The 18,868-nt window shown below is 62.7% G+C and carries 20 protein-coding genes; 4 read left to right on the plus strand and 16 right to left on the minus strand.

Annotated elements, in window-relative coordinates; translation table 11 throughout:
• The first annotated feature begins 10 nt into the window (after positions 1 to 10).
• The gene (gene ctaD / locus QF031_RS09020; protein WP_307426854.1) at positions 11 to 1,738 is read left to right on the plus strand and encodes an aa3-type cytochrome oxidase subunit I; all 1,728 of its coding nucleotides are present in this window, start codon (positions 11 to 13) and stop codon (positions 1,736 to 1,738) included.
• On the plus strand, positions 1,735 to 2,136 hold the full coding sequence (locus QF031_RS09025) for a cytochrome c oxidase subunit 4 (RefSeq protein WP_307426857.1): 402 nt from the start codon (positions 1,735 to 1,737) through the stop codon (positions 2,134 to 2,136). The genes ctaD and QF031_RS09025 overlap by 4 nt, the downstream gene beginning before the upstream one ends.
• 76 nt (positions 2,137 to 2,212) lie before the next feature.
• Here the strand turns inward: QF031_RS09025 and QF031_RS09030 are convergent, their stop codons facing one another.
• Positions 2,213 to 2,506 (minus strand): HPr family phosphocarrier protein, encoded by a 294-nt coding sequence (locus QF031_RS09030; RefSeq protein ID WP_307426861.1) that lies wholly within the window; start codon positions 2,504 to 2,506, stop codon positions 2,213 to 2,215.
• A 165-nt stretch (positions 2,507 to 2,671) separates the two neighbouring features.
• Here QF031_RS09030 and QF031_RS09035 point away from each other — a divergent pair, with 165 nt between their 5' ends.
• Positions 2,672 to 3,442, plus strand: a complete 771-nt coding sequence (locus QF031_RS09035; protein WP_307426865.1) for a GntR family transcriptional regulator — start codon at positions 2,672 to 2,674, stop codon at positions 3,440 to 3,442.
• A gap of 120 nt (positions 3,443 to 3,562) precedes the next feature.
• On the opposite strand, the gene qcrB is transcribed toward QF031_RS09035, so the two are convergent.
• From qcrB to ctaE, 4 genes are all read right to left on the minus strand, one after another.
• A complete protein-coding gene (gene qcrB / locus QF031_RS09040; RefSeq protein WP_307426868.1) occupies positions 3,563 to 5,233 on the minus strand; it encodes a cytochrome bc1 complex cytochrome b subunit in 1,671 nt (556 codons plus the stop codon).
• Positions 5,211 to 6,281 carry a cytochrome bc1 complex Rieske iron-sulfur subunit gene (gene qcrA / locus QF031_RS09045; RefSeq protein ID WP_307426870.1) on the minus strand — a complete coding sequence of 357 codons (1,071 nt, stop codon included), beginning with the start codon at positions 6,279 to 6,281 and terminating at the stop codon, positions 5,211 to 5,213. Before qcrA ends, qcrB begins: the two co-directional genes overlap by 23 nt.
• A 99-nt stretch (positions 6,282 to 6,380) precedes the next feature.
• Entirely contained in the window at positions 6,381 to 7,169 is a 789-nt protein-coding gene (gene qcrC / locus QF031_RS09050; protein WP_307426873.1) for a cytochrome bc1 complex diheme cytochrome c subunit, read from the minus strand.
• An 86-nt stretch (positions 7,170 to 7,255) separates the two neighbouring features.
• Positions 7,256 to 7,894: an aa3-type cytochrome oxidase subunit III gene (gene ctaE, locus QF031_RS09055; RefSeq protein WP_175318541.1), complete on the minus strand. Its 639-nt coding sequence runs from the start codon at positions 7,892 to 7,894 to the stop codon at positions 7,256 to 7,258.
• A gap of 148 nt (positions 7,895 to 8,042) precedes the next feature.
• Here ctaE and trpD point away from each other — a divergent pair, with 148 nt between their 5' ends.
• Positions 8,043 to 9,098, plus strand: coding sequence for an anthranilate phosphoribosyltransferase (gene trpD, locus QF031_RS09060; RefSeq protein ID WP_307426878.1), 1,056 nt, complete (start codon positions 8,043 to 8,045; stop codon positions 9,096 to 9,098).
• A 13-nt stretch (positions 9,099 to 9,111) separates the two neighbouring features.
• Here the strand turns inward: trpD and QF031_RS09065 are convergent, their stop codons facing one another.
• The 11 genes from QF031_RS09065 to QF031_RS09115 all read right to left on the minus strand — a co-directional run bounded on the left by QF031_RS09065 (position 9,112) and on the right by QF031_RS09115 (position 18,610).
• Entirely contained in the window at positions 9,112 to 9,393 is a 282-nt protein-coding gene (locus QF031_RS09065) for an Lrp/AsnC family transcriptional regulator (protein WP_043456257.1), read from the minus strand.
• Between the two features lie 117 nt (positions 9,394 to 9,510).
• Positions 9,511 to 9,912 carry a DUF3054 domain-containing protein gene (locus tag QF031_RS09070; RefSeq protein ID WP_307426881.1) on the minus strand — a complete coding sequence of 134 codons (402 nt, stop codon included), beginning with the start codon at positions 9,910 to 9,912 and terminating at the stop codon, positions 9,511 to 9,513.
• A 69-nt stretch (positions 9,913 to 9,981) separates the two neighbouring features.
• Positions 9,982 to 10,623 (minus strand): hypothetical protein, encoded by a 642-nt coding sequence (locus tag QF031_RS09075; protein WP_307426885.1) that lies wholly within the window; start codon positions 10,621 to 10,623, stop codon positions 9,982 to 9,984.
• A 17-nt stretch (positions 10,624 to 10,640) separates the two neighbouring features.
• Positions 10,641 to 11,558, minus strand: a complete 918-nt coding sequence (locus QF031_RS09080) for a chitinase (RefSeq protein ID WP_307426888.1) — start codon at positions 11,556 to 11,558, stop codon at positions 10,641 to 10,643.
• Between the two features lie 163 nt (positions 11,559 to 11,721).
• On the minus strand, positions 11,722 to 13,347 hold the full coding sequence (locus tag QF031_RS09085; protein WP_307426891.1) for a bifunctional polysaccharide deacetylase/glycosyltransferase family 2 protein: 1,626 nt from the start codon (positions 13,345 to 13,347) through the stop codon (positions 11,722 to 11,724).
• Positions 13,266 to 14,045: a polysaccharide deacetylase family protein gene (locus QF031_RS09090; protein WP_307426894.1), complete on the minus strand. Its 780-nt coding sequence runs from the start codon at positions 14,043 to 14,045 to the stop codon at positions 13,266 to 13,268. The genes QF031_RS09085 and QF031_RS09090 overlap by 82 nt, the downstream gene beginning before the upstream one ends.
• 299 nt (positions 14,046 to 14,344) lie before the next feature.
• Positions 14,345 to 14,626 carry a hypothetical protein gene (locus tag QF031_RS09095; RefSeq protein ID WP_307426897.1) on the minus strand — a complete coding sequence of 94 codons (282 nt, stop codon included), beginning with the start codon at positions 14,624 to 14,626 and terminating at the stop codon, positions 14,345 to 14,347.
• Between the two features lie 675 nt (positions 14,627 to 15,301).
• The gene (locus tag QF031_RS09100; protein WP_307422510.1) at positions 15,302 to 15,580 is read right to left on the minus strand and encodes a hypothetical protein; all 279 of its coding nucleotides are present in this window, start codon (positions 15,578 to 15,580) and stop codon (positions 15,302 to 15,304) included.
• 66 nt (positions 15,581 to 15,646) lie between these two features.
• Entirely contained in the window at positions 15,647 to 16,993 is a 1,347-nt protein-coding gene (locus tag QF031_RS09105; protein WP_307422514.1) for a hypothetical protein, read from the minus strand.
• A gap of 181 nt (positions 16,994 to 17,174) precedes the next feature.
• The gene (locus tag QF031_RS09110; protein WP_307422516.1) at positions 17,175 to 17,507 is read right to left on the minus strand and encodes a helix-turn-helix domain-containing protein; all 333 of its coding nucleotides are present in this window, start codon (positions 17,505 to 17,507) and stop codon (positions 17,175 to 17,177) included.
• A gap of 5 nt (positions 17,508 to 17,512) precedes the next feature.
• Positions 17,513 to 18,610, minus strand: a complete 1,098-nt coding sequence (locus tag QF031_RS09115; protein ID WP_307433263.1) for a tyrosine-type recombinase/integrase — start codon at positions 18,608 to 18,610, stop codon at positions 17,513 to 17,515.
• Positions 18,611 to 18,868 lie beyond the last annotated feature (258 nt).

Raw genomic sequence — 18,868 nt, forward strand, 5'->3', positions numbered from 1 at the left:
GGGGAGCGACGTGGCTACGTACACCCAATCCGCACCCGCGGGAGTCCTGCCGGCTCCCGTGGTACCTAAATCCAAGGGGCGCATCGTCGTCAACTGGATCACCTCCACTGACCACAAGACCATCGGCTACATGTACCTGATTGCGTCGTTTGTGTTCTTCTGCCTGGGCGGCGTGATGGCCCTGCTGATCCGTGCCGAGCTGTTCGAGCCCGGCATGCAGATCCTGCAGACCAAGGAGCAGTACAACCAGCTGTTCACCATGCACGGCACCGTCATGCTGCTGATGTTCGCCACCCCGCTGTTCGCCGGCTTCGCCAACGTGATCATGCCGCTGCAGATCGGTGCCCCTGACGTTGCGTTCCCCCGCCTGAACGCCCTGGCGTTCTGGTTCTTCCTGTTCGGCTCCACCATCGCGGTGTCCGGCTTCATCACCCCGCAGGGCGCGGCGTCCTTTGGCTGGTTCGCGTACGCGCCGCTGTCCAACACCACGTTCACGCCGGGCATCGGCGGTGACCTGTGGGTCTTCGGGCTGGCGCTGTCCGGCTTCGGCACCATCCTCGGTGCGGTCAACTTCATCACCACCATCATCTGCATGCGCGCCCCTGGCATGACCATGTGGCGGATGCCCATCTTCACCTGGAACACCCTGATCACCGCCATTCTGGTGCTGATGGCGTTCCCGCCGCTGGCCGCCGCCCTGTTCGCCCTCGGCGCGGACCGCAAGTTCGGTGCCCACATCTTCGATCCCGAAAACGGTGGCGCTGTCCTCTGGCAGCACCTGTTCTGGTTCTTCGGCCACCCGGAGGTGTACATCATCGCGCTGCCGTTCTTCGGCATCGTTTCGGAGATCTTCCCGGTCTTCAGCCGCAAGCCGATCTTCGGCTACAAGGGCCTCGTGTACGCGACGATCGCCATCGCGGCCCTGTCGGTGACGGTGTGGGCCCACCACATGTACGTCACGGGCGCCGTCCTGCTGCCGTTCTTCTCGTTCATGACCATGCTCATCGCGGTGCCTACCGGGGTTAAGTTCTTCAACTGGATCGGCACCATGTGGCGCGGCTCCCTGACCTTCGAGACGCCCATGCTGTGGAGCCTCGGCTTCATGGTCACCTTCCTCTTCGGCGGCCTGACCGGCATCATCCTCGCCTCCCCGCCGCTGGACTTCCACGTCTCGGACTCCTACTTCGTGGTGGCGCACTTCCACTACGTGGTGTTCGGCACCGTGGTGTTCGCGATGTTCGCCGGATTCTACTTCTGGTGGCCCAAGTTCACCGGCACCATGCTCAACGAGCGCCTGGGCAAGATCCACTTCTGGCTCCTGTTCCTGGGCTTCCACGGCACGTTCCTGATCCAGCACTGGCTGGGTGTCGAGGGCATGCCGCGCCGCTACGCTGACTACCTCGTGGAGGACAACTTCACGTGGATGAACCAGTTCTCCACCGTGGCATCGTTTGTCCTCGGTGCATCCCTGATCCCGTTCTTCTGGAACGTCTACATCACCTGGCGCAAGGCTGAAAAAGTCCAGGTTGATGATCCGTGGGGCTTTGGTGCTTCGCTGGAGTGGGCCACGTCCTGCCCGCCGCCGCGCCACAACTTCACGTCCCTGCCCCGGATCCGTTCGGAGCGTCCCGCCCTGGACCTGCACCACCCGGAACTCCGCCAGGTCCACACCGTTGAGTCGCCGGCACCCGCAGCAGCGGCCCTCGGCAACGCCGACCAGAAGGACACCGCACAGTGAAAATTGAATCCTGGATCTTTGGTTCCGGAGTTTTCTTCTTCCTTCCCATCTCCATCATTTACGGTTTCCTGACCGGCTGGGGAGAATGGGTCGGCATCCTGGGCATCCTGCTGCTTGCAGGGCTGGCCGGCATGATCGGTGCCTACCTCGGGTTCACTGGCCGCCGCGTCGGCATGCGGCCTGAGGACCGCAGCGATGCAGAGATCCACGAGGGCGCCGGCGAACAGGGGCACTTCAGCCCTTGGAGCTGGTGGCCCCTGGTCCTGGGCATCGCCTGCGCCACAGGCTTCCTCGGTCTGGCCATAGGCATTTGGATCACCTTCATCGCAGGCGGCATTGCCGTGGTGGCCCTCGTTGGCTGGGTTTACGAATACAGCCGCGGAGACCACGCGCACTAAGCAAGCAAAAGAATAACGACGTCGGGCCCCACCAAAAGGTGGGGCCCGACGTCGTTGCATGTGCCCTGAAGGGCTTTCAGGCGGCTCCCTGTGACTCCAGCAGCACCCTGAGCCCCTGGAGCGCTTCCTCGGCTTCCCGGCGCCCCAGGGCTCCTTCCAGCTCGCTGTCGCTGACGGCCAGCTCCACTTCGCAGCCCTGCGGAAAGTCAGCAGTCATCACCTGCAGCAGTGAGCGGGCATCAACCTGCCCGGCGCCCGCCTTACTGATGGTTACCGGAAGCCCGGTATCGGTGACGGCGCGGACGAATACCGCGGCAGAACGTGCATGCAGGCCCACGGGCGCAGCCACCACGGCTTTCTGGGTTGGCAAAAAGGGACTCCTATGTCGAAAGACGGCCCCCGACGTCTCTGGCAACAATTTCCTGACCAAATATATCGGGCGCGCGGGGCACTTCGCGACAACGAGCACGGTGGTACAGCAGGTGGTCTAGGCCGTCCTAAAATTGAGTGCATACCCAACGGCAGGAGACACATCATGGCAGCTGGCGCCACGGCAATCCAGGGGGACATAGACCGCACCAGCGGAACCGCCATCTACGTTCAACTTCGGGAGATCCTCCGGACCTACATCGCCCAGTCGTGCCCACCTGGTTCGGCACTCCCGTCTGAACGCGACCTCGCCGAGCGCTTTGGGCTGGCGCGGATGACCGTGCGGCAGGCCATCGATGCCCTGGTGGGGGAGGAGGTCATTGAGCGCGTGGTCGGCCTGGGGACGTTCGTCCGGCGGCCGAAACTGGACCTGCAGGTGAAGCTCACGTCCTACAGTGAGGAGATGCAGCGGCGCGGCATGGTGCCCGCAGCCAAGGTGCTCAGTTTTGAGCAGATCGGCGCCAGTGCCTTCCTGGCCCGCGAGCTCCAGTTGGACGAGGGCACCCCGCTTGTCCGGTTCCGGCGCCTGCTCCTGGCGGACGGCGAACCAATGAGCGTGGACGAAAACTTCATTCCGGCCCATCGAGTCCCGGGCCTTCTCGACGGCGAGCCTCCCACCTCGCTGTACAACGTCCTCAGCGAGCAATTCGGTCTGGTCATGGAGTGGGGAGAGGACATGATCGAGGCGACGGCCGCATCGCCTTCAACCGCCAGGCTGCTCAATGTGGAAGTGGGGGCGCCGTTGTTGAAGATCCAGCGCCATGCCTTCGTGGCACGGGCCATGGTGGACTACTCGGTCTCCTACTACCGGGCCGACCGGTACAAGCTCTGGGTACCGCTGCAGCGGCCGGGAGCACGGAGGGCACGCAACCATTAGGACTGTACGTGACCCAGGGATACACCGAGAAGCCGCCGGCCATGCCCTGCTAAACACCCCCGATAGACAGGAAAGGCCCGATCCGTGATGGATCGGGCCTTCCCTGTGAGGAGCCAAAGCCTAGTGCGTCAGGCTCTTGCTTCCCTCTGCCGCTTCAACGGCCTCGTGGCCATGGCCGTGGGCTGCCTCCAGCTCAGCAGGGGTTGCCGGTGCGACGCGGTCCTCGAAGAACCAGCGCGAGAGGAACGCGCGGCGCTTTTCCTTGCCGGTGACGACGCCGTGCTCGTTGGGAATGGCCGGAATGACCTGGGGTGATTCGAAACCAACCAGCTTGTAGCGCTTGTACTCATCCAGCGGGGCGTGAACCTCGATGAACTCACCGTGCGGGAGACGGACGATGCGGCCGGTTTCGCGGCCGTGCAGGGCGATCTCCCGGTCCTTGCGCTGAAGCGCAAGGGCAACACGCTTCGTCACGATGAACGCGATCACCGGTCCGATGAAGAATAGTGCGCGCAGCCAGTAGGTGACGTCGTTGAGGGACACTCCGAAGTGGGTGGCGATGAGGTCGGAACCTGCAGCGGCCCACATGACGCAGTACCAAACGAACCCTGCCATACCGATGGCGGTACGGGTGGGGGCGTTCCTGGGACGGTCCAGCACGTGGTGCTCGCGGTCGTCCTTGGTCACCCAGCGTTCGATCCACGGGTACGTGAACATCACGGTGAACAGGATGCCTGCAGGCACCAGGGCCGGCAGAAGCACGTTGAACGTGAAGACGTGGCCGAAGAAAACCTGCTCCACGTGCCAGTTGCCAAACGTGCCGGGCATGAGGCGCAGCGCGCCGTCAACGAAACCGATGTACCAGTCAGGCTGGGTGCCGGCCGAAACGGGGGAGGGGTCGTAGGGACCGTAGTTCCAGATCGGGTTGATGGTGAAGAACGCAGCCATCAGTGCCAGAACACCGAACACGATGAAGAAGAATCCGCCGGCTTTTGCAGCGTATACGGGACCCAGCGGGTAACCGACAACGTTGTTGTCGTTACGGCCGGGGCCGGGGTACTGCGTGTGCTTGTGGACCACGACCATGAACAGGTGCAGGACGATCATCAGCAGGATCAGCGCCGGTACCAGCAGGATGTGCAGCATGTACAGGCGGCTGATGATGGCCGTGCCGGGGAATTCGCCGCCGAACAGGAAGAACGAGATGTACGTTCCGATGACCGGGATCGACTTGATGACGCCGTCGATGATGCGCAGGCCGTTGCCGGACAGCAGGTCATCGGGGAGTGAGTAGCCGGTGAAGCCGGCAGCCATCGCCAGGATGAGCAGGACGCCGCCCACAACCCAGTTCATTTCACGAGGCCGGCGGAACGCACCGGTGAAGAACACCCTCAGCATGTGCACAGCGATCGATGCCACGAACAGCAGGGCCGCCCAGTGGTGCACCTGGCGCATGAAGAGCCCGCCGCGGATGTCGAACGAGATGTTCAGCGACGAGCTGTACGCCACCGACATCTCCACGCCCTTGAGGGGAACGTAGCCGCCGTCATAGTGCGTCTCAGCCATGGACGGATCGAAGAAGAATGTCAGGAAGGTACCCGACAGCAGCAGAATAACGAACGAGTAGAGCGCAACTTCACCGAACATGAATGACCAGTGGTCGGGGAAGACTTTGCGGCCGAACTCGCGGAGGATCCCGGAGCCGCCAACACGTGCATCGACAAAGTCGGTGATCCGGCCTGTCTTGGTTTTGGCGACGAAAGCCGGCTCAGCTGTTGATGTTGCGCTCATGCTCAGCACGCTCCCAGTAGCTAGGTCCAACGGGTTCATGGAAGTCGCTTGTAGCGACGAGGTAGCCCTCGTCATCAACTGCGATGGGCAGCTGGGGGAGAGGACGGCTGGCGGGGCCGAAAATCACCTTGCACTCTTGTGTGAGGTCGAAGGTGGACTGGTGGCACGGGCACAGCAGGTGGTGCGTCTGCTGCTCATACAGAGCAACAGGGCAGCCGACGTGGGTGCAGATCTTCGAGTAGGCAACGATGCCGTTGTAGCCCCACTCTTCGCGGCCCTTGGACGGGTTCAGCGATGCAGGGTCGAGGCGCATAAGCAGCACGACGGCCTTGGCCTTCTCGTTGAGCTTGCCCTCCTCGAGTTCGTTCAGGCCTTCCGGGATGACGTGGAAAGCCGAACCGATGGTGACGTCCGAGGCCTTGATGGGAGTGCCATCGGGGTCGCGGGTGAGGCGCTTGAGCTTTCCGTCCTGAGGGGCCCACATGGTGTGTGCAAGCTTGTCGTCGGGGCGGGGGCCGAGGTCACCGAAAATGGCGACGGCGGGAAGCGGGGCCAGCGCAACGGCACCCAGGAGGGTGTTGCGGATCAGCGGGCGGCGCTTGATGCCGGTCTCTTCCACGATGTCGTCAACGATGCGGACAGCAGCCTGGCGGTCCTCTTCGTACCTGATTGCGTGGCGCTCTTCGGAAACTTCATGGTCGGGCATCAGGGCCTTGGCCCAGTGCACGATGCCGGTACCGATGCCCAGCATGGCGAAGGCAGTGCCCACACCGAGCAGGGCGTTCTGAAGCCGGATGGTGGCAATGCTGGAATCGTGCCCCAGATCGATGGCGAAGTACGCCACCAGGAAGATCAGGGTGCCAACAACAGAAATGCCAAATAGTAAGGCGACCTGCCGTTCTGCCCGCTTTGCGGCCTTCGGGTCCGTGTCAGCCAGGCGCAAACGATGCGGGGGAATTCCAGGATCCTGGAACTTCTCCACCTCATTCTGACCAGCCGTAGCTACGGTGCCCGAGTGGTTCGGACTGCCGTCACTATGGTTGCCCATAATTCGCCTCATCCTTCTCTCGTCCCGGCAGTCGCCGGGTTAGTTTCTAATATCAAGCTGCTGACTGGGCAGCAGAAGTTGTGTGCTTCCCGCGGAATGTCAGGACGTCCTGGAAGTGAGCCAGATGGTGAAGGCGATGATGACGCCGAGGCCGGCGACCCAGACAAACAGGCCTTCAGCGACCGGACCAAGCGAGCCCAGGTTGGCGCCGCCCGGAGAACCCGTGCTCTCGATCTGCTTCAGGAAGGTGATGACGTCCTTCTTGCCCTCGGGGGTGATGTTGGCGTCGTTGAACACCGGCATGTTCTGCGGGCCCGTGGCCATGGCCTCGTAGATGTGCTTGCCGGTGACATCGGCAAGGGCGGGAGCGAACTTGCCCCGGGTCAGTGCGCCACCAGCAGCTGCGGCGTTGTGGCACATGGCGCAGTTGGTACGGAAGAGCTCGCCACCAGCTGCGGCATCGCCGCCGCCACTTGTCAGCTCTTCTGAAGGAATTGCAGGGCCGGCACCCAGGGAAGCAACGTAGGCTGCAAGCTGTGAGGTCTGCTCCTCATTGAACTGCACGGGCTTCTTCATGGCCTGCGGGCCGTTCATCTGCATCGGCATGCGGCCGGTGCCCACCTGGAAGTCGACAGCGGCAGCGCCAACCCCAACCAGCGAAGGGCCATCCTTGGAACCACTGGCTCCCATGCCGTGGCACGTGGCGCAGTTGGCGGCAAACAGCTTGCCGCCCTCTTCGACGTCGCTTGCGCTTGCGGTAGTGGTGCTCGCCTTGGCCTCATTCATTGAGGTTGCCACGGCGTACAGCCCACCGGTAATGAGGAGCCCCATTAGCAGCAGCGCTATTGCTGCAAGTGGGTGACGCCGCTTTTGTGAGAGTGCCTTCACGTGGTGGTTCCTTTATTCGATCCTGCGCCGGCTCCGGGAGCCGCTACCTGAAATTCTGCCTCTTGTAGAAAAAGAATCAAAGCTGGCTACTTGAGTACGTAGATGACCAGGAAGAGGCCGATCCACACGACGTCAACGAAGTGCCAGTAGTAAGAGGTGACGATCGCCGACGTCGCTTCGAAGTGTCCGAACTTCTTCGCAGCAAAGGACCGGCCCATGATGAGCAGGAAGGCGATCAGCCCGCCGATGACGTGGAGGCCGTGGAAGCCGGTGGTCATGTAGAACGCCGAGCCGTAGGCGTTGGAGGAGAGCGAGACGTGCTCGGAAACCAGCATCGCGTACTCGGTGGTCTGGCCGGCAACGAAGAATGCGCCCATGAGGAACGTCAGGGTGAACCATTCGTTCATTCCCCAGCGGGCGAACTGCAGCGCACCTCCGGTGCGCCGGGGCTGCAGCCGCTCTGCGGCGAAGACGCCCATCTGGCAAGTAAAGGAACTGGCCACGAGGACGATCGTGTTAACGAGCGCAAAGGGGAAGTTGAGCTTGGCTGTCTCTTCCGCCCACATCTGCCCGCTCGTGGAGCGCAGCGTGAAGTACATGGCGAAGAGACCGGCGAAGAACATCAACTCGCTGGACAGCCACACAACGGTTCCGACAGAAACCATATTGGGGCGGTTCAGCGTGGGGTGCGCCGGGGTACTGGGGGCATGGGTCGCAGATGTCACATAGACATTATGTCTGTAAAAGTCCGCGCTGCCCAACGCAAACCGCCTTTTGAGGGGACTTTTTCTACAAAGACGCGAAATTGCCCGGAAAACTTCCCACGACCGTTCACATTGGTCAGTCCCCGCCCTCGCTCGATAGCATCAACAGGTGACTTCACTGGCATCCACAGCGTCCGGCAACACCTGGCCCCGCCTGATCTCCGCACTGATCAAGGGGACCGATCTCACCTCGGAGAACACCTCCTGGGCCATGGACACCATCATGTCCGGCGAAGCCACGCCCGCACAGATCGCCGGATTCCTGGTGGCCCTGAGCGCCAAGGGCGAGACGGTGGACGAGCTTTCCGGCCTGGTCGAGGCGATGCTTTCGCACGCCAATCCGGTGGCAATATCAGGTGAAAAGCTGGACATCGTCGGGACCGGTGGTGACCAACTTAACACCGTAAACATCTCCACCATGGCTGCCCTCGTCGCTGCCGGCGCCGGGGCGAAGGTGGTGAAGCATGGCAACCGGGCCGCTTCGTCGTCGTCGGGGTCCGCTGACGTGCTTGAAGCGCTGGGTGTCCGTCTTGACCTGTCGATTGCGCAGGTTGCGCGGAACGCGGAAGAGGCAGGCATCACGTTTTGCTTCGCGCAGGTGTTCCACCCGTCCTTCCGGCATACAGCCGTGCCCCGCCGGGAACTGGCGATACCCACGGCCTTCAACTTCCTGGGACCGCTGACCAACCCTGCAAATGTGCAGGCCTCGGCGGTGGGCGTGGCCAACCAGCGAATGGCGCCGCTCGTGGCCGGCGTCCTGGCCCGGCGGGGGAGCAGGGGCCTGGTCTTCCGCGGCAACGACGGGCTGGATGAGCTCACCACCACGGGCCCTTCCACTGTCTGGGAGATCCGGAACGGGGCCGTCAATGAATTGCATTTCTCGCCGCAGGACCTCGGCATCAGCCTGGCCACCGTTGAACAGCTTCGCGGCGGTGACGCGGCGGCCAATGCCGGAGTTGTCCGCGACGTACTTGCCGGCAAGGAAGGCCCTGCCAGGGATGCAGTGCTGGTGAATGCCGCGGCCGGCCTGGTTTCCTTTGACCTGGAAGCGGAGGGCCCATTCCTGGACCGGATGCAGAAGGCTTTCGCCCGTGCGGAACACTCAATTGATTCCGGTGCCGCCGCCGCCGTTCTGGACCGCTGGGTGTCCCTGTCCCGAGCTTAGGACGGGGCCGGGCCTACTGCTCGAAGCCCAGGGAAAAGGCAGCGTCCAGGTCGTGCTGTGAGTACGCCCGGAATGCGATGTGGGTGGTCGTATGGACCACGGCGGGAACCTTGGAAAGCCTGTCGGCGATGACGTCCGCAAGGTCCTCGTGCCGGTGTACGCGTGCAACCGCAATCAGGTCCCATTCCCCGGTGACCGAGTAGACCTCGCTGATGCCTTCGATGGCCGAAATTTCCTCGGCCGTCTCAGGAATGCGGGCGGCGTCAGTCTTGATCAGAACAAATGCGGTAACCACGTTTGTACCCCTTCAATCAGTTCCGCCGCAGCGGGTCCGGGCAGGATTTTCCTGCTTCCAGCCTATTGCATGGCGGGCGTTTCCCCGGCTGGCACATTCCTGCGCGGCCACATGCGCTCATTTGTTGCGGAGCTTTGCCCCGCCGGCAATCAGGAGCCGGTAACCCACCAGGAAGGCGGCGAGTGCCAGGGTGGCCACAATGACGAAAGGCAGCACCACCGTCTGGGCGGTCAGGGCCCTCAGGAGCATGCCCCCGACCAGGCTGCCCAGCCAGACTGGAACACCGGCGCGGAGGACGGATAAGGGACGCCGCCAGGCCCTGGCGGCGATCCAGCCCGCGGCTGCGCCGGCGAGGAAGGGCCACGCGGTCAGGAGCACGCCCAGGACGGGTTCCTCGCGGTGGTGCGCATCCCGGCCTATTGCAGCGAAAGCCAGAATCAGCACGATGTCCGCTGCTGCCGCCAGCAGGACCACTTTTGGGGAAGCTGTCTTTGCCGGCTTCGTTTTCAACGAATTCATGGCTTCGAGCTTAGCCGCCTGTCCGGGGCGCGTACTGTCGCGGAGCTTCATCCCCAGCCCCAGCCCCGCTCACTTGGCGGCGGCTTTCTTTCCATAGCCGGTATCGCAGGTGCCGTCATGGATGACGCCGTGGCCGGAAGCCACCTTGTAGTGGTCCTTCGGGTTGAAGATGGCCGTGGTAACTCCAGTCGCCTTGCGCGCACAGTTGCGGACAAAGGACTGGGACTCACCTTTGCCGCCAATCCACATGTCGATCCAAAGCGTCGCATCTCCGTATTTTTCCGCCCCTGTGTGACACGGCCCGTCCTCCGGCTTTGGTCCGTCGCCGCACGTATCCTCCACGATGAAGTAGCGGCGGACGTCCGGCAGGTAGATCCGGGTGCCGGCAGGAATATCAAGAACGTCCTGGCCGGTTTTGCGTGAATGGCCGACGGCGATGGTCACCGGATCAGCGTATGTCCCCGTTCCCCCGGCTGACTTGTGCACAACGGGATGGCTGATGACCGCCGAGCCGGGAGGGGTGTTGTCGAACCAGGTATAGGCCGTAACGAAGACATCCGTCCTGGTGGACTCACCATCGTCATGGGACGGGGTGCCGGTGCACGCGTTGGCGGCCAGCGCAACGCAGCAGGAAATCGCTGCCGCCAGGGCATGCCTGCCCGGCCGTCGCTTCCCGTTCGCTCCGGAGACCGTAGCAGCAGAGTTGTTCATCGTTTGAGGTACCGAAATCAACTGCTGCCCGTGAAGGCGTTGCTGAGCACCCGGGTGAAGTCGCCAGTGTCCTGCTCAATGCCGCTGCAGGAACTGGACGGCTGCTGCTCTTCCTCTGGTCCTTTACTGCACCCGGTGTCCCGGTTGATGGACCAGAGGGACATGCGGCCCACTCCCCGCTCGCGTGCAAAGCTGTTCAGCCCTGACGCGTCCTGCAGGGAGAAGGTGTTGTCCGCCACATCGTTCTCTCCAACCATCGGCGTGACGCCCATTCCCTGCCAGATCTTCCCGGCGTCTGCGGGTTTGCCGGCCCCGGAATACAGTTCCTCCAGGTCCTGGTGTGCAGCCTCAGCCGCAAGTTGTGAGGCCGAGAGCATGGTCTTTCTGTTGCGGAGGGGGCCGAAGTTCATCGTCATGATGTTCACGCCAGCAAGATCCACGCCCGCGGAGAGCATCGCCTTCACGTTGTCCTTCCCTCTGCTGTCGAGGCCATCCCTTGCCACGGGCAGTGTCAACCAGACCCGCAGGGGACTGCCCTTCGGCCTTGCAGCCTGGATCCGGGCCAGAGCCTGTGCCCGTGTTTTCGCCGCGACGGGGTCGGCTGCCTGCCCTTCCACGTCCAGATCCACTATGTCCAGTGAATAGCGATTGATGACAGTTATATAGGCTTCCGCAAGGGCAGCGACATCTTGGCATGCCGTTGCCAATTCCGGCCCCCGATGACCACCGAACGAGACCCCGACGTCATTGCCCGCGGCGCGGAACTGCCGGATCTTGTCATCAAGTTGCAGGGTCCTGCCTGCTTCATCGAGGCTGATGGTTCCGCCCCAGGATGGAACACACTGCTGCGCCGGGTTAGCGGTGATGAAAGCGAGCAGCGTGGTGGCCCGTCCGGCAGCCGCATTCTCGAGTGCCGGGCCCGGGGGCAGTGTCACGTCAAGGTATCCTCCGAACCAGCCGGGGGACCGGTTCGGAGTGGCTTCAGTTCCAGGGCTTTGGCCGCCGGTCGGAGTGCAGCCGCAGCCGGTCAGAACGAGGGCCGCCGCGAGAAGGGCTGCTCCCTGCCGGTAGACGCGGGGTTTTCGCAGTGCTGCCATGTCAGGCGGTGGGGGAGAGCTGGCGGTGCTCTGCAGAGGCGGAAGGCAGCACCGCGCTGTTGGTCCGCTGGGGTTTGTACCAGCCGACGGCGGCTCCACGCAGTGCCCGGAGGGCTGACCCGAATACGACGTAGGCGCGCAAGGGTTCGTAGATGAGCCGATAGATCGGCACTATCAGCAGATGAAAAGGACTCTCATGGACCATCAGGACCGCCACTACGGAGATCACCATGTGCGTTGCCATGACGAAGATCGAAAACACGGCGATGGCCTGCCATTCGCCGCGCGCAAGGCTCAGCACCGCGACGCACACGGCCAGCGGCATGAAGATGAGCGGGACCAGCACCGAGATCAGTGCGTAGGGCATGGTCAGGCTGCCCAGCGCGCCGAACTTCGGGTTGAAGAGCATGGATCGGTGTTTGTAGAGCGTCTGGATGTTGCCGTAGGTCCATCTCGACCGCTGCTTGAACAGCCCTCGAAACGTGAGGGGCGCCTCGGTCCATGCCACGGCGTTGTTCTCCTGGACGATGCTGTAGCCCAGCTGATGCAGGGACAGCGTTAAGTCAGCATCTTCGGCGAGGGTGGCATCTGAATACCCGCCGGCTTTGACCAACGCCTCCTTGCGCCACGCTGCGCACGCGCCCGGGACGATTGAAATGGCACCCATCAGTCCCTCCGCCATCCGGGTAACGCAGATACCCGACAGATATTCCAGGCTTTGCCAGCAGGCGACGAGGTTACGCCGGTTGCCTACCTTCACGTGCCCTGCCACGGCGCCTATCTCCTTGGTCCCGGACGCTGCCACAAAGTGGCGGGCCAGCATCCTGATAGTGCGCGGCTCGAACAACGTGTCGCCGTCCAAAGTCACGATGACTTCTCCCGTTGACTGCGCTATGCCGTCGTTGCTTGCCGCGGGTTTGCCCGAGTTGGGTTGGGTGTAGACGCGTAGCTGCGGCCAGGTCTCCGCGTAGCCCTTGAGGACCTCAAGGGTACGATCTGTGGATCCGTCATTGACCGCCACTACTTCGAAGTGCGGATAATCGCTGGCTTTAAGGGCCTCCAGGGTCTTGAGGACAACCGGTTCCTCGTTGAACACCGGGAGGACGACGCTGACAAAGGGCCAGTCACCGGTCTCGGACGGGACCCATTTCCTTTTTCTTTGCTTGGAGTTGTTGACGAGGGCAAGCACCACAAAGAGGAAGGTCAGGATGGTCAGCGAACCAACGCCGAACCAAAACAACCAGTTCATCACCACGTTGGGGGTAACCAGATATGCAGTGAGGGCTCCGAACGTCAGGTTGTCCTGGAGGCCTGCAGTGACGCTGCGCTCGGGGACGAATCCGGCCGGCAGCATGGGCTCCAGAGTGGTGAATCGGTAGCCTTGCGCCTTCGCTCTGGGAATGAACTCCTTCAGCATCTCGATGGTTGCCGTCCTGTCACCACCGCCGTCGTGCACCAGCATGACATGACCGAGTCCATCGAGGTCCGGGGGAGGGATCGGGGTCCCGGGCTTGTACTCCCAGTCACGGGTGTCCAGGTCCATGTTTACGTGAAGGTAGCCCAACTGCTGTGCCTGCAGCAGGGCAAGGGTGTTGTTTTCCGGATTACCCGTTGGGATCCTGAACACCGTGAAGCGTAATTATCCGCGGCCCGGAGCACCCGGTCCTCGCCGATGATTTCCTGTCTGTTGTAGGCGTCGTCGTGTGCCCAAAAATTGATGTGGCTCATAGTGTGGTTTCCCACCATGTGGCCTTCCCGGACTATGCGGCGGAAGATGTCCGGGTTCTCGACGACGTTTTCACCCACCGCAAAAAAGGTGGCGGGGACTCCTTCGCGGGACAGCAGGTCCAGGAGTTCCGGGGTGAAGCGCGGGTCCGGGCCGTCGTCGAATGTAAGCATCAATGTGTGGTCCGGCGGGAGGCCGTACGCCTCCACGGCGTATGGCCTGTCTCCGATGGCAGCGGCTTCGTCCGCTGTTGCCTCCCGCCAGATTTGATTACTGAAGGGGTCCTTCAGCAAATCGAGGCCATCCTGCCTTTCCACAAGGACAATTCGGTGGAAGATTTCGTTGCCCTGCTCGTAGCCGACCCGCGGAATATCCGTTATGTCCTGTTGGGCAAGCAATTGGCGGGGATAGTCGGGGGACTGGTTCAACTGGCCTTGCTGAAGGGGCGCGGTAGCGGCGGGCAGCACCGCGCCGAGCACCAGGATGATGGACAGCACCGCTGCCAGCAGGACGTTTAGAAGCCGGGGCCAGCGGGTTCCGCTGGCGTCGAAGAACACAGGTGGCTGGACGGTCGGTAAATGGGGGGAAAGGTTTGTCATTGGAGCCCCTGCCTGGAAACCTGCAACGAGTCGTCGAATCACCCCTGAAAGGGGCAGGTCGCTTGTTCCTCGAGCTGCTGCAAGGATCCGGGCGGTTCAGGCCCCAAGGGCAGGCCGAACCCGTTTGACCAGCGATGACAGCCGCAATGGCGGCGGTCCTGGCAATGACGATAGGTTTGGGGGTTTGGCGCACACACGCGTAAGGGGTACCTGAATGAGCTATTAGGTGTTACCTACCTAAGGCAGGCTTCGGCTCCGGGTTCCGCCAGGAAAAGCCCGGCAAGAGCCGGAAGCGTCGCCTAGTCCGCCGCTGCTTGCTGTGGCGCGCACCGGCGGACAAGCCAGCTTGCCTCCCACCGGAGCTGATATCCGCCGTCTGCGTCCCACTCCACGAGTACGTCTGTCACCGTGTAGGCGACGGCGGTGGCTGGCAGGGACCGGACCCTCACGGGGGTGGGGCGAAGCAGGACGATGGGCCTGCCGGGTGCCTGGCGCAGCGCTTCTTCGCGCATCCGGGAGCGGCAACCGGGACAGATGCTGGCGGAGTGAGTACACGTGTGCTGGCGGAAGAGTTCGCGCATGAGGCGTCCTTTGGACTAAAAGGAATGCCGGGCGCCGCCGCCGTCTTCATGACCAAGAGAGTGGGGACCACTCCAGTCGCGCCCGCGGCGGTCCGGTCCGGACTGCCGCTATGTCGAAAAGATTAGGACTCCTGCCTGCAGCCCGCATGGGTTGGAACTACCCAACTTCCATTCCGCCCTCCCCGTCTTCATCCACCTGGAGGATAGGGATGCAGTAAGGTCGCAGCAGGTATCGAGGCCAGCGCGGGCCATAGGGGAGACGCAGTGAATAAAGCCTTGTGGATATGCAGCCTTGTTGGTGCTGCACTGGGAATAAGCCTTGGGCTGGCCCTTTTCCAGTCGCCCTTTTGGGGATGTGCAGTGGGACTTGGGCTCGGAGCCGTGGTGGGCGCCTCGGTGCAACGGCGTCGCTGAGCACCATTAAGATGTCCTGCCAAGGCAGGGCGGCTCCAGCTGTCCCGGCCGCATCATCTCGAATCCGACTTCCGACGCGACGGATGTGACATCGTTTTCGGTCAGCTCTTTCCCTGTGGTCCCACTTCAGGGCAGGCCCGGCTTCACAGGCATGTGTGTCCTTTGCTGCATCCATCGTATTGGCAGCGGGGGATCGGGCCGGAACGGCTCATACACGGGCTCTCAGAACACTACTGGTAACCAGCATTATTCGATTTGGAACTATTCAGCAGTGCCACGCGAGGGGAAGCGGTCCGGGTGCTTAGGATCCCGTCCTTTTTCCCGCCAGTACTCGTCCCGCTGCCATAGCGAGAATCTGGTGACTTGGACGCAGAATACGACGGCGGCGATGCCGAAGAGAATGGTCCGAGTCCAGAACCATGGCTCCGAATCGACACCAACGAGACTTAGGACGGTGGAGATCACCATGATGATCGTTACTGGAAGGAACCAGCGGAGGATGCGTTGAAGTCTCCGCTGCAGTTCTTCCTTTGTTGCCACCTTTGCCTCCGTTTGTCGGGCCATTGTCCTGAGGCCGGCTCCGCTCCAGAGGAAGTGTAGGAGCGGCTATCGATCCATTCCTATGGTGTTGGTCATTATCCGCGTGGGGTTGATTCTTGGATAGCGGGACCAGGGTTCGGCGGCCGCTGCGGCGTGTTTCTGGGTGACTTGGTAGCTGTAGCCGAGCATTTCGGCCACGAGCGGGGCGGGCACCTCGGTGACGAGGGCGCGGAGGGATGCGTTGCGCGCGCCTCGGAGGTCGATGCCGACCTCCCTCAGACGCAGCATGAGCGTGTTGGGGTGGATGTGTTGCCCGGGCCGGTAGCCGGGGAACAGCCATTCGCTGCCCGAGCTGCTTCCAGTGCGCATGTTCGGGCGTGAGGCAACGTGTTCTGTGAGCAGTGAGGCGAAAGGCTCAGGCACAGGCGCTGGATCTCCTTCCCCTAGTGACAGACGCAGGCCATTCGGCGTGAGGATCACATCCGTGCTTTTCATCGCGGCGATCTTCACGACTGGCTGGGCGTAGAGCAGCAGGAGTGTGGCGGCGACCCGATAGGACAGGGTGTCCACTTCGTCGGTGAGGCAGGCTTTGAGCATGGCGAGTCGTTGGCCCTGGGTGAGTAGGGGAACTGTCTTGGCTTGTCGGAATCCGATGGTGATGTTGGTGCAGGTCCGGTTCTTGACCGCCCAGACGAAGAAGGTCCGGATGAGGTGCCTGGTGGTGGGGCCGTCGGCCAGCCATGAGTCGACGTCGCCCTGGAGGCAGGAGGCGACGGTCCGCCCGTGGGTGAGCTTGAGCCAAGTCAGGAACTTGATGGTTTCGGTGAGTTCCTGCTTCGCGCTATGGACGGGGCCGCGGGTGGGTTTCCCGTCTGTGGAGAGGCTCCGGATGCGTCGCAGGTGGTGCCACCGGGCGAATGACTCGACGGGCCGTCGGATGTCGGTGTCGTCAACGTCCTCGAGCTTGATGGTGAGCCATCGTTGAAAGAGAGCGAGGTAGTGGTCCCTGCTCGGGAGTAGCTTGTGATGGATGAGCAGGCTGCGCATGTGTTCCACCCGCAGGCTGTTTGGTTCCTGATCCAGTGCCTCGTGGCTGAGCTGGATCTCGCCGGTGGCAAGTCGTTGGAGCAGGTCGCGGACGCCGGTTTTGCGGAGCCAGGTGAGGATGCTTTCGGGGCGCTGGGCTCCGCAGAGGGCGGCGAGCAGTTTCGTCGCCGTCGCTTCCGATCCCCGGACATCGTCGACGCGCAACAGGACGCTGAGGTCGTCCCGAAGCGAGCAGCGGGCGCACGTGTCCTGGCGGTAGTGCTCGGTTTCCGTGCCGCAGCGTGAGCAGTGGTAGTCCTGGGTGATATGTGCGCAATCGACACAGACCGGTTGATCGCCGTGGGCAGCAGACCGCCCGGGAAGCATGCGCTCTGTTCTACAGCCGGGACAAGGTCCGTGCGTGCGCATGGCGACTGCGAAGCAGGTCCCGCAGATCCTGCCTTCAGGCCAGCTGGCGCGGTGCTTACCGGCTGCCCTGAAGCATCTGGCGCAGATGAACGCGCCGGTCGCGCGAGGGCGGCCGCGGACTGTGGGGCGCAAGGTTATGTCAGCCGTCATCGCGGATCACGCGGGCCCGTTTGGGCCTGACGGTCTTGTTCAGATCGACGACGTTGGCATCCGAGGCGACCTTGCGGACATTGGCGTCTGCGGCCGTGACGGTGACCAGATCTTGTGGTCCGCAGGCGAAGATGTCACAAAGGGCGGCGACCATCATGAGTGAAACCCGTTCCGGACGCTGGGTGACGAGCCGATAGACCTGGGAGGCGGAGAGTTCGATGCCGCGTTCTTTCAGCAGGGGGCTCAGGTCGGTGCTGTTGTGCATTCCCCGGGCTGCCATGAGTTCTGCAAGCCGCCACCGGTAGTCGATCTCTCGTTTCATGAGCTTCAGTCTTCCATTCCGGCAAGGGCGTCCCGGACGGTGGAGTCCAGGGCACGGCGCAGTGTCTTGACGCGGTAGTCGCTGGAGACGGAGGTGTAGAGGGCTGTTGTTGACGCGTGTTCGTGCCCGGCCTGGTGCTGAACGAACAAGGGGTCCATTCCTGATTCGATCAGGTGGGTGACGTAGGAGCGGCGCAGCGAGTGGATGTCCAATCCGGGGGAGAGGCCGAGGTCTTCGCAGTACCGGTTGAAGCGGCGGTTCAGGGCGGTTTCGGAGACAAGGGTGCCGCGTTCAGAGGGGAACAGGTCCAGACCATCAGTCATGTGTAGGTGTCCTCGTTCCAGCCAGTCATCGATGATCTCCGCCGACCAGTCGAAAACTGTCAGGACACTGCGGCGTTTCGGGGGAGAACCCCGCATTGCCTTCCCATATCGGACCTGCAACGCCCCGTACTTGCCGAACTCCCGGGCGTGCGGGTTTCTGGAGAAATCCACTGTCTGCAGGTGCCTGACCTCGTTACGGCGCAGCCCCCAGCAGTAGGCCACCTTGAAGAGGACCGCGTCGCGGTAGGCCGGCAGCCAGCCCTTGCGGCCCAGGCCAGCGATGCGGTCCACCTCGTCATCGGCCCGGTCAAAGAACGCCTGCAGTTCCTGCCGGGTGAAGGGCCGCCGCTTAGGAGCCGATTCGGTCGCCTGGGCATGGACCGCGGTGTTCCAGTCGAAACAGACCTGAGCAGGGTGCGTACCGAAGTACTGTTCGCAGACCCGGTCCCAGCCATACTCAGGCGACGCTGCGTAGGCGCAGAACGCCCTCAGCGCTGCCTGGTAGCTCCGGATGGTGGACTGCGCGACGTGCTTCACGCTGCGCAGATCCCCGAAGAACTCGTCCACGTGGGCCGGCGTCCACTGCCATGGATACTCATTCGTGAACTCCTGGAACCGCGTCACCAGCCGTTCCCGGCCCTCGATGGTGCCAAACGACAGGTTCCGGCTCAACTGCTGGTTGCGCCAGCCGGTAAGCATCTGGGTGAACACGTGGTCCTCGGGGTGAAGGTAACGCACAGCGCCGAAGTCGAGCACCCGTCCCGCTGAATCGACCGCCACGAAAACCTCCCGATACATTGCATTGGATGCAAGAATCATGCAATTAATGCAGAACCGGCGCAAATTTGCGGATCCGAGGGCCATTTCCAACTTGATGCACTCCAGCTTACGAAGGCCGCTTGGTGGACTTACCAGGGGCCCGACCGGCCGACTGCACGGTGTTTCCGCAAGTCACAGGCACTTTTCTGGTTCAAGTCGCGGGATGCCGCTTGGCAATGGGCGGAGGAGGGGTGATCGTGCATCGGATGCAATAATCAC

This window comes from Pseudarthrobacter defluvii, assembly GCF_030816725.1.
Lineage (GTDB): Bacteria > Actinomycetota > Actinomycetes > Actinomycetales > Micrococcaceae > Arthrobacter > Arthrobacter defluvii_A.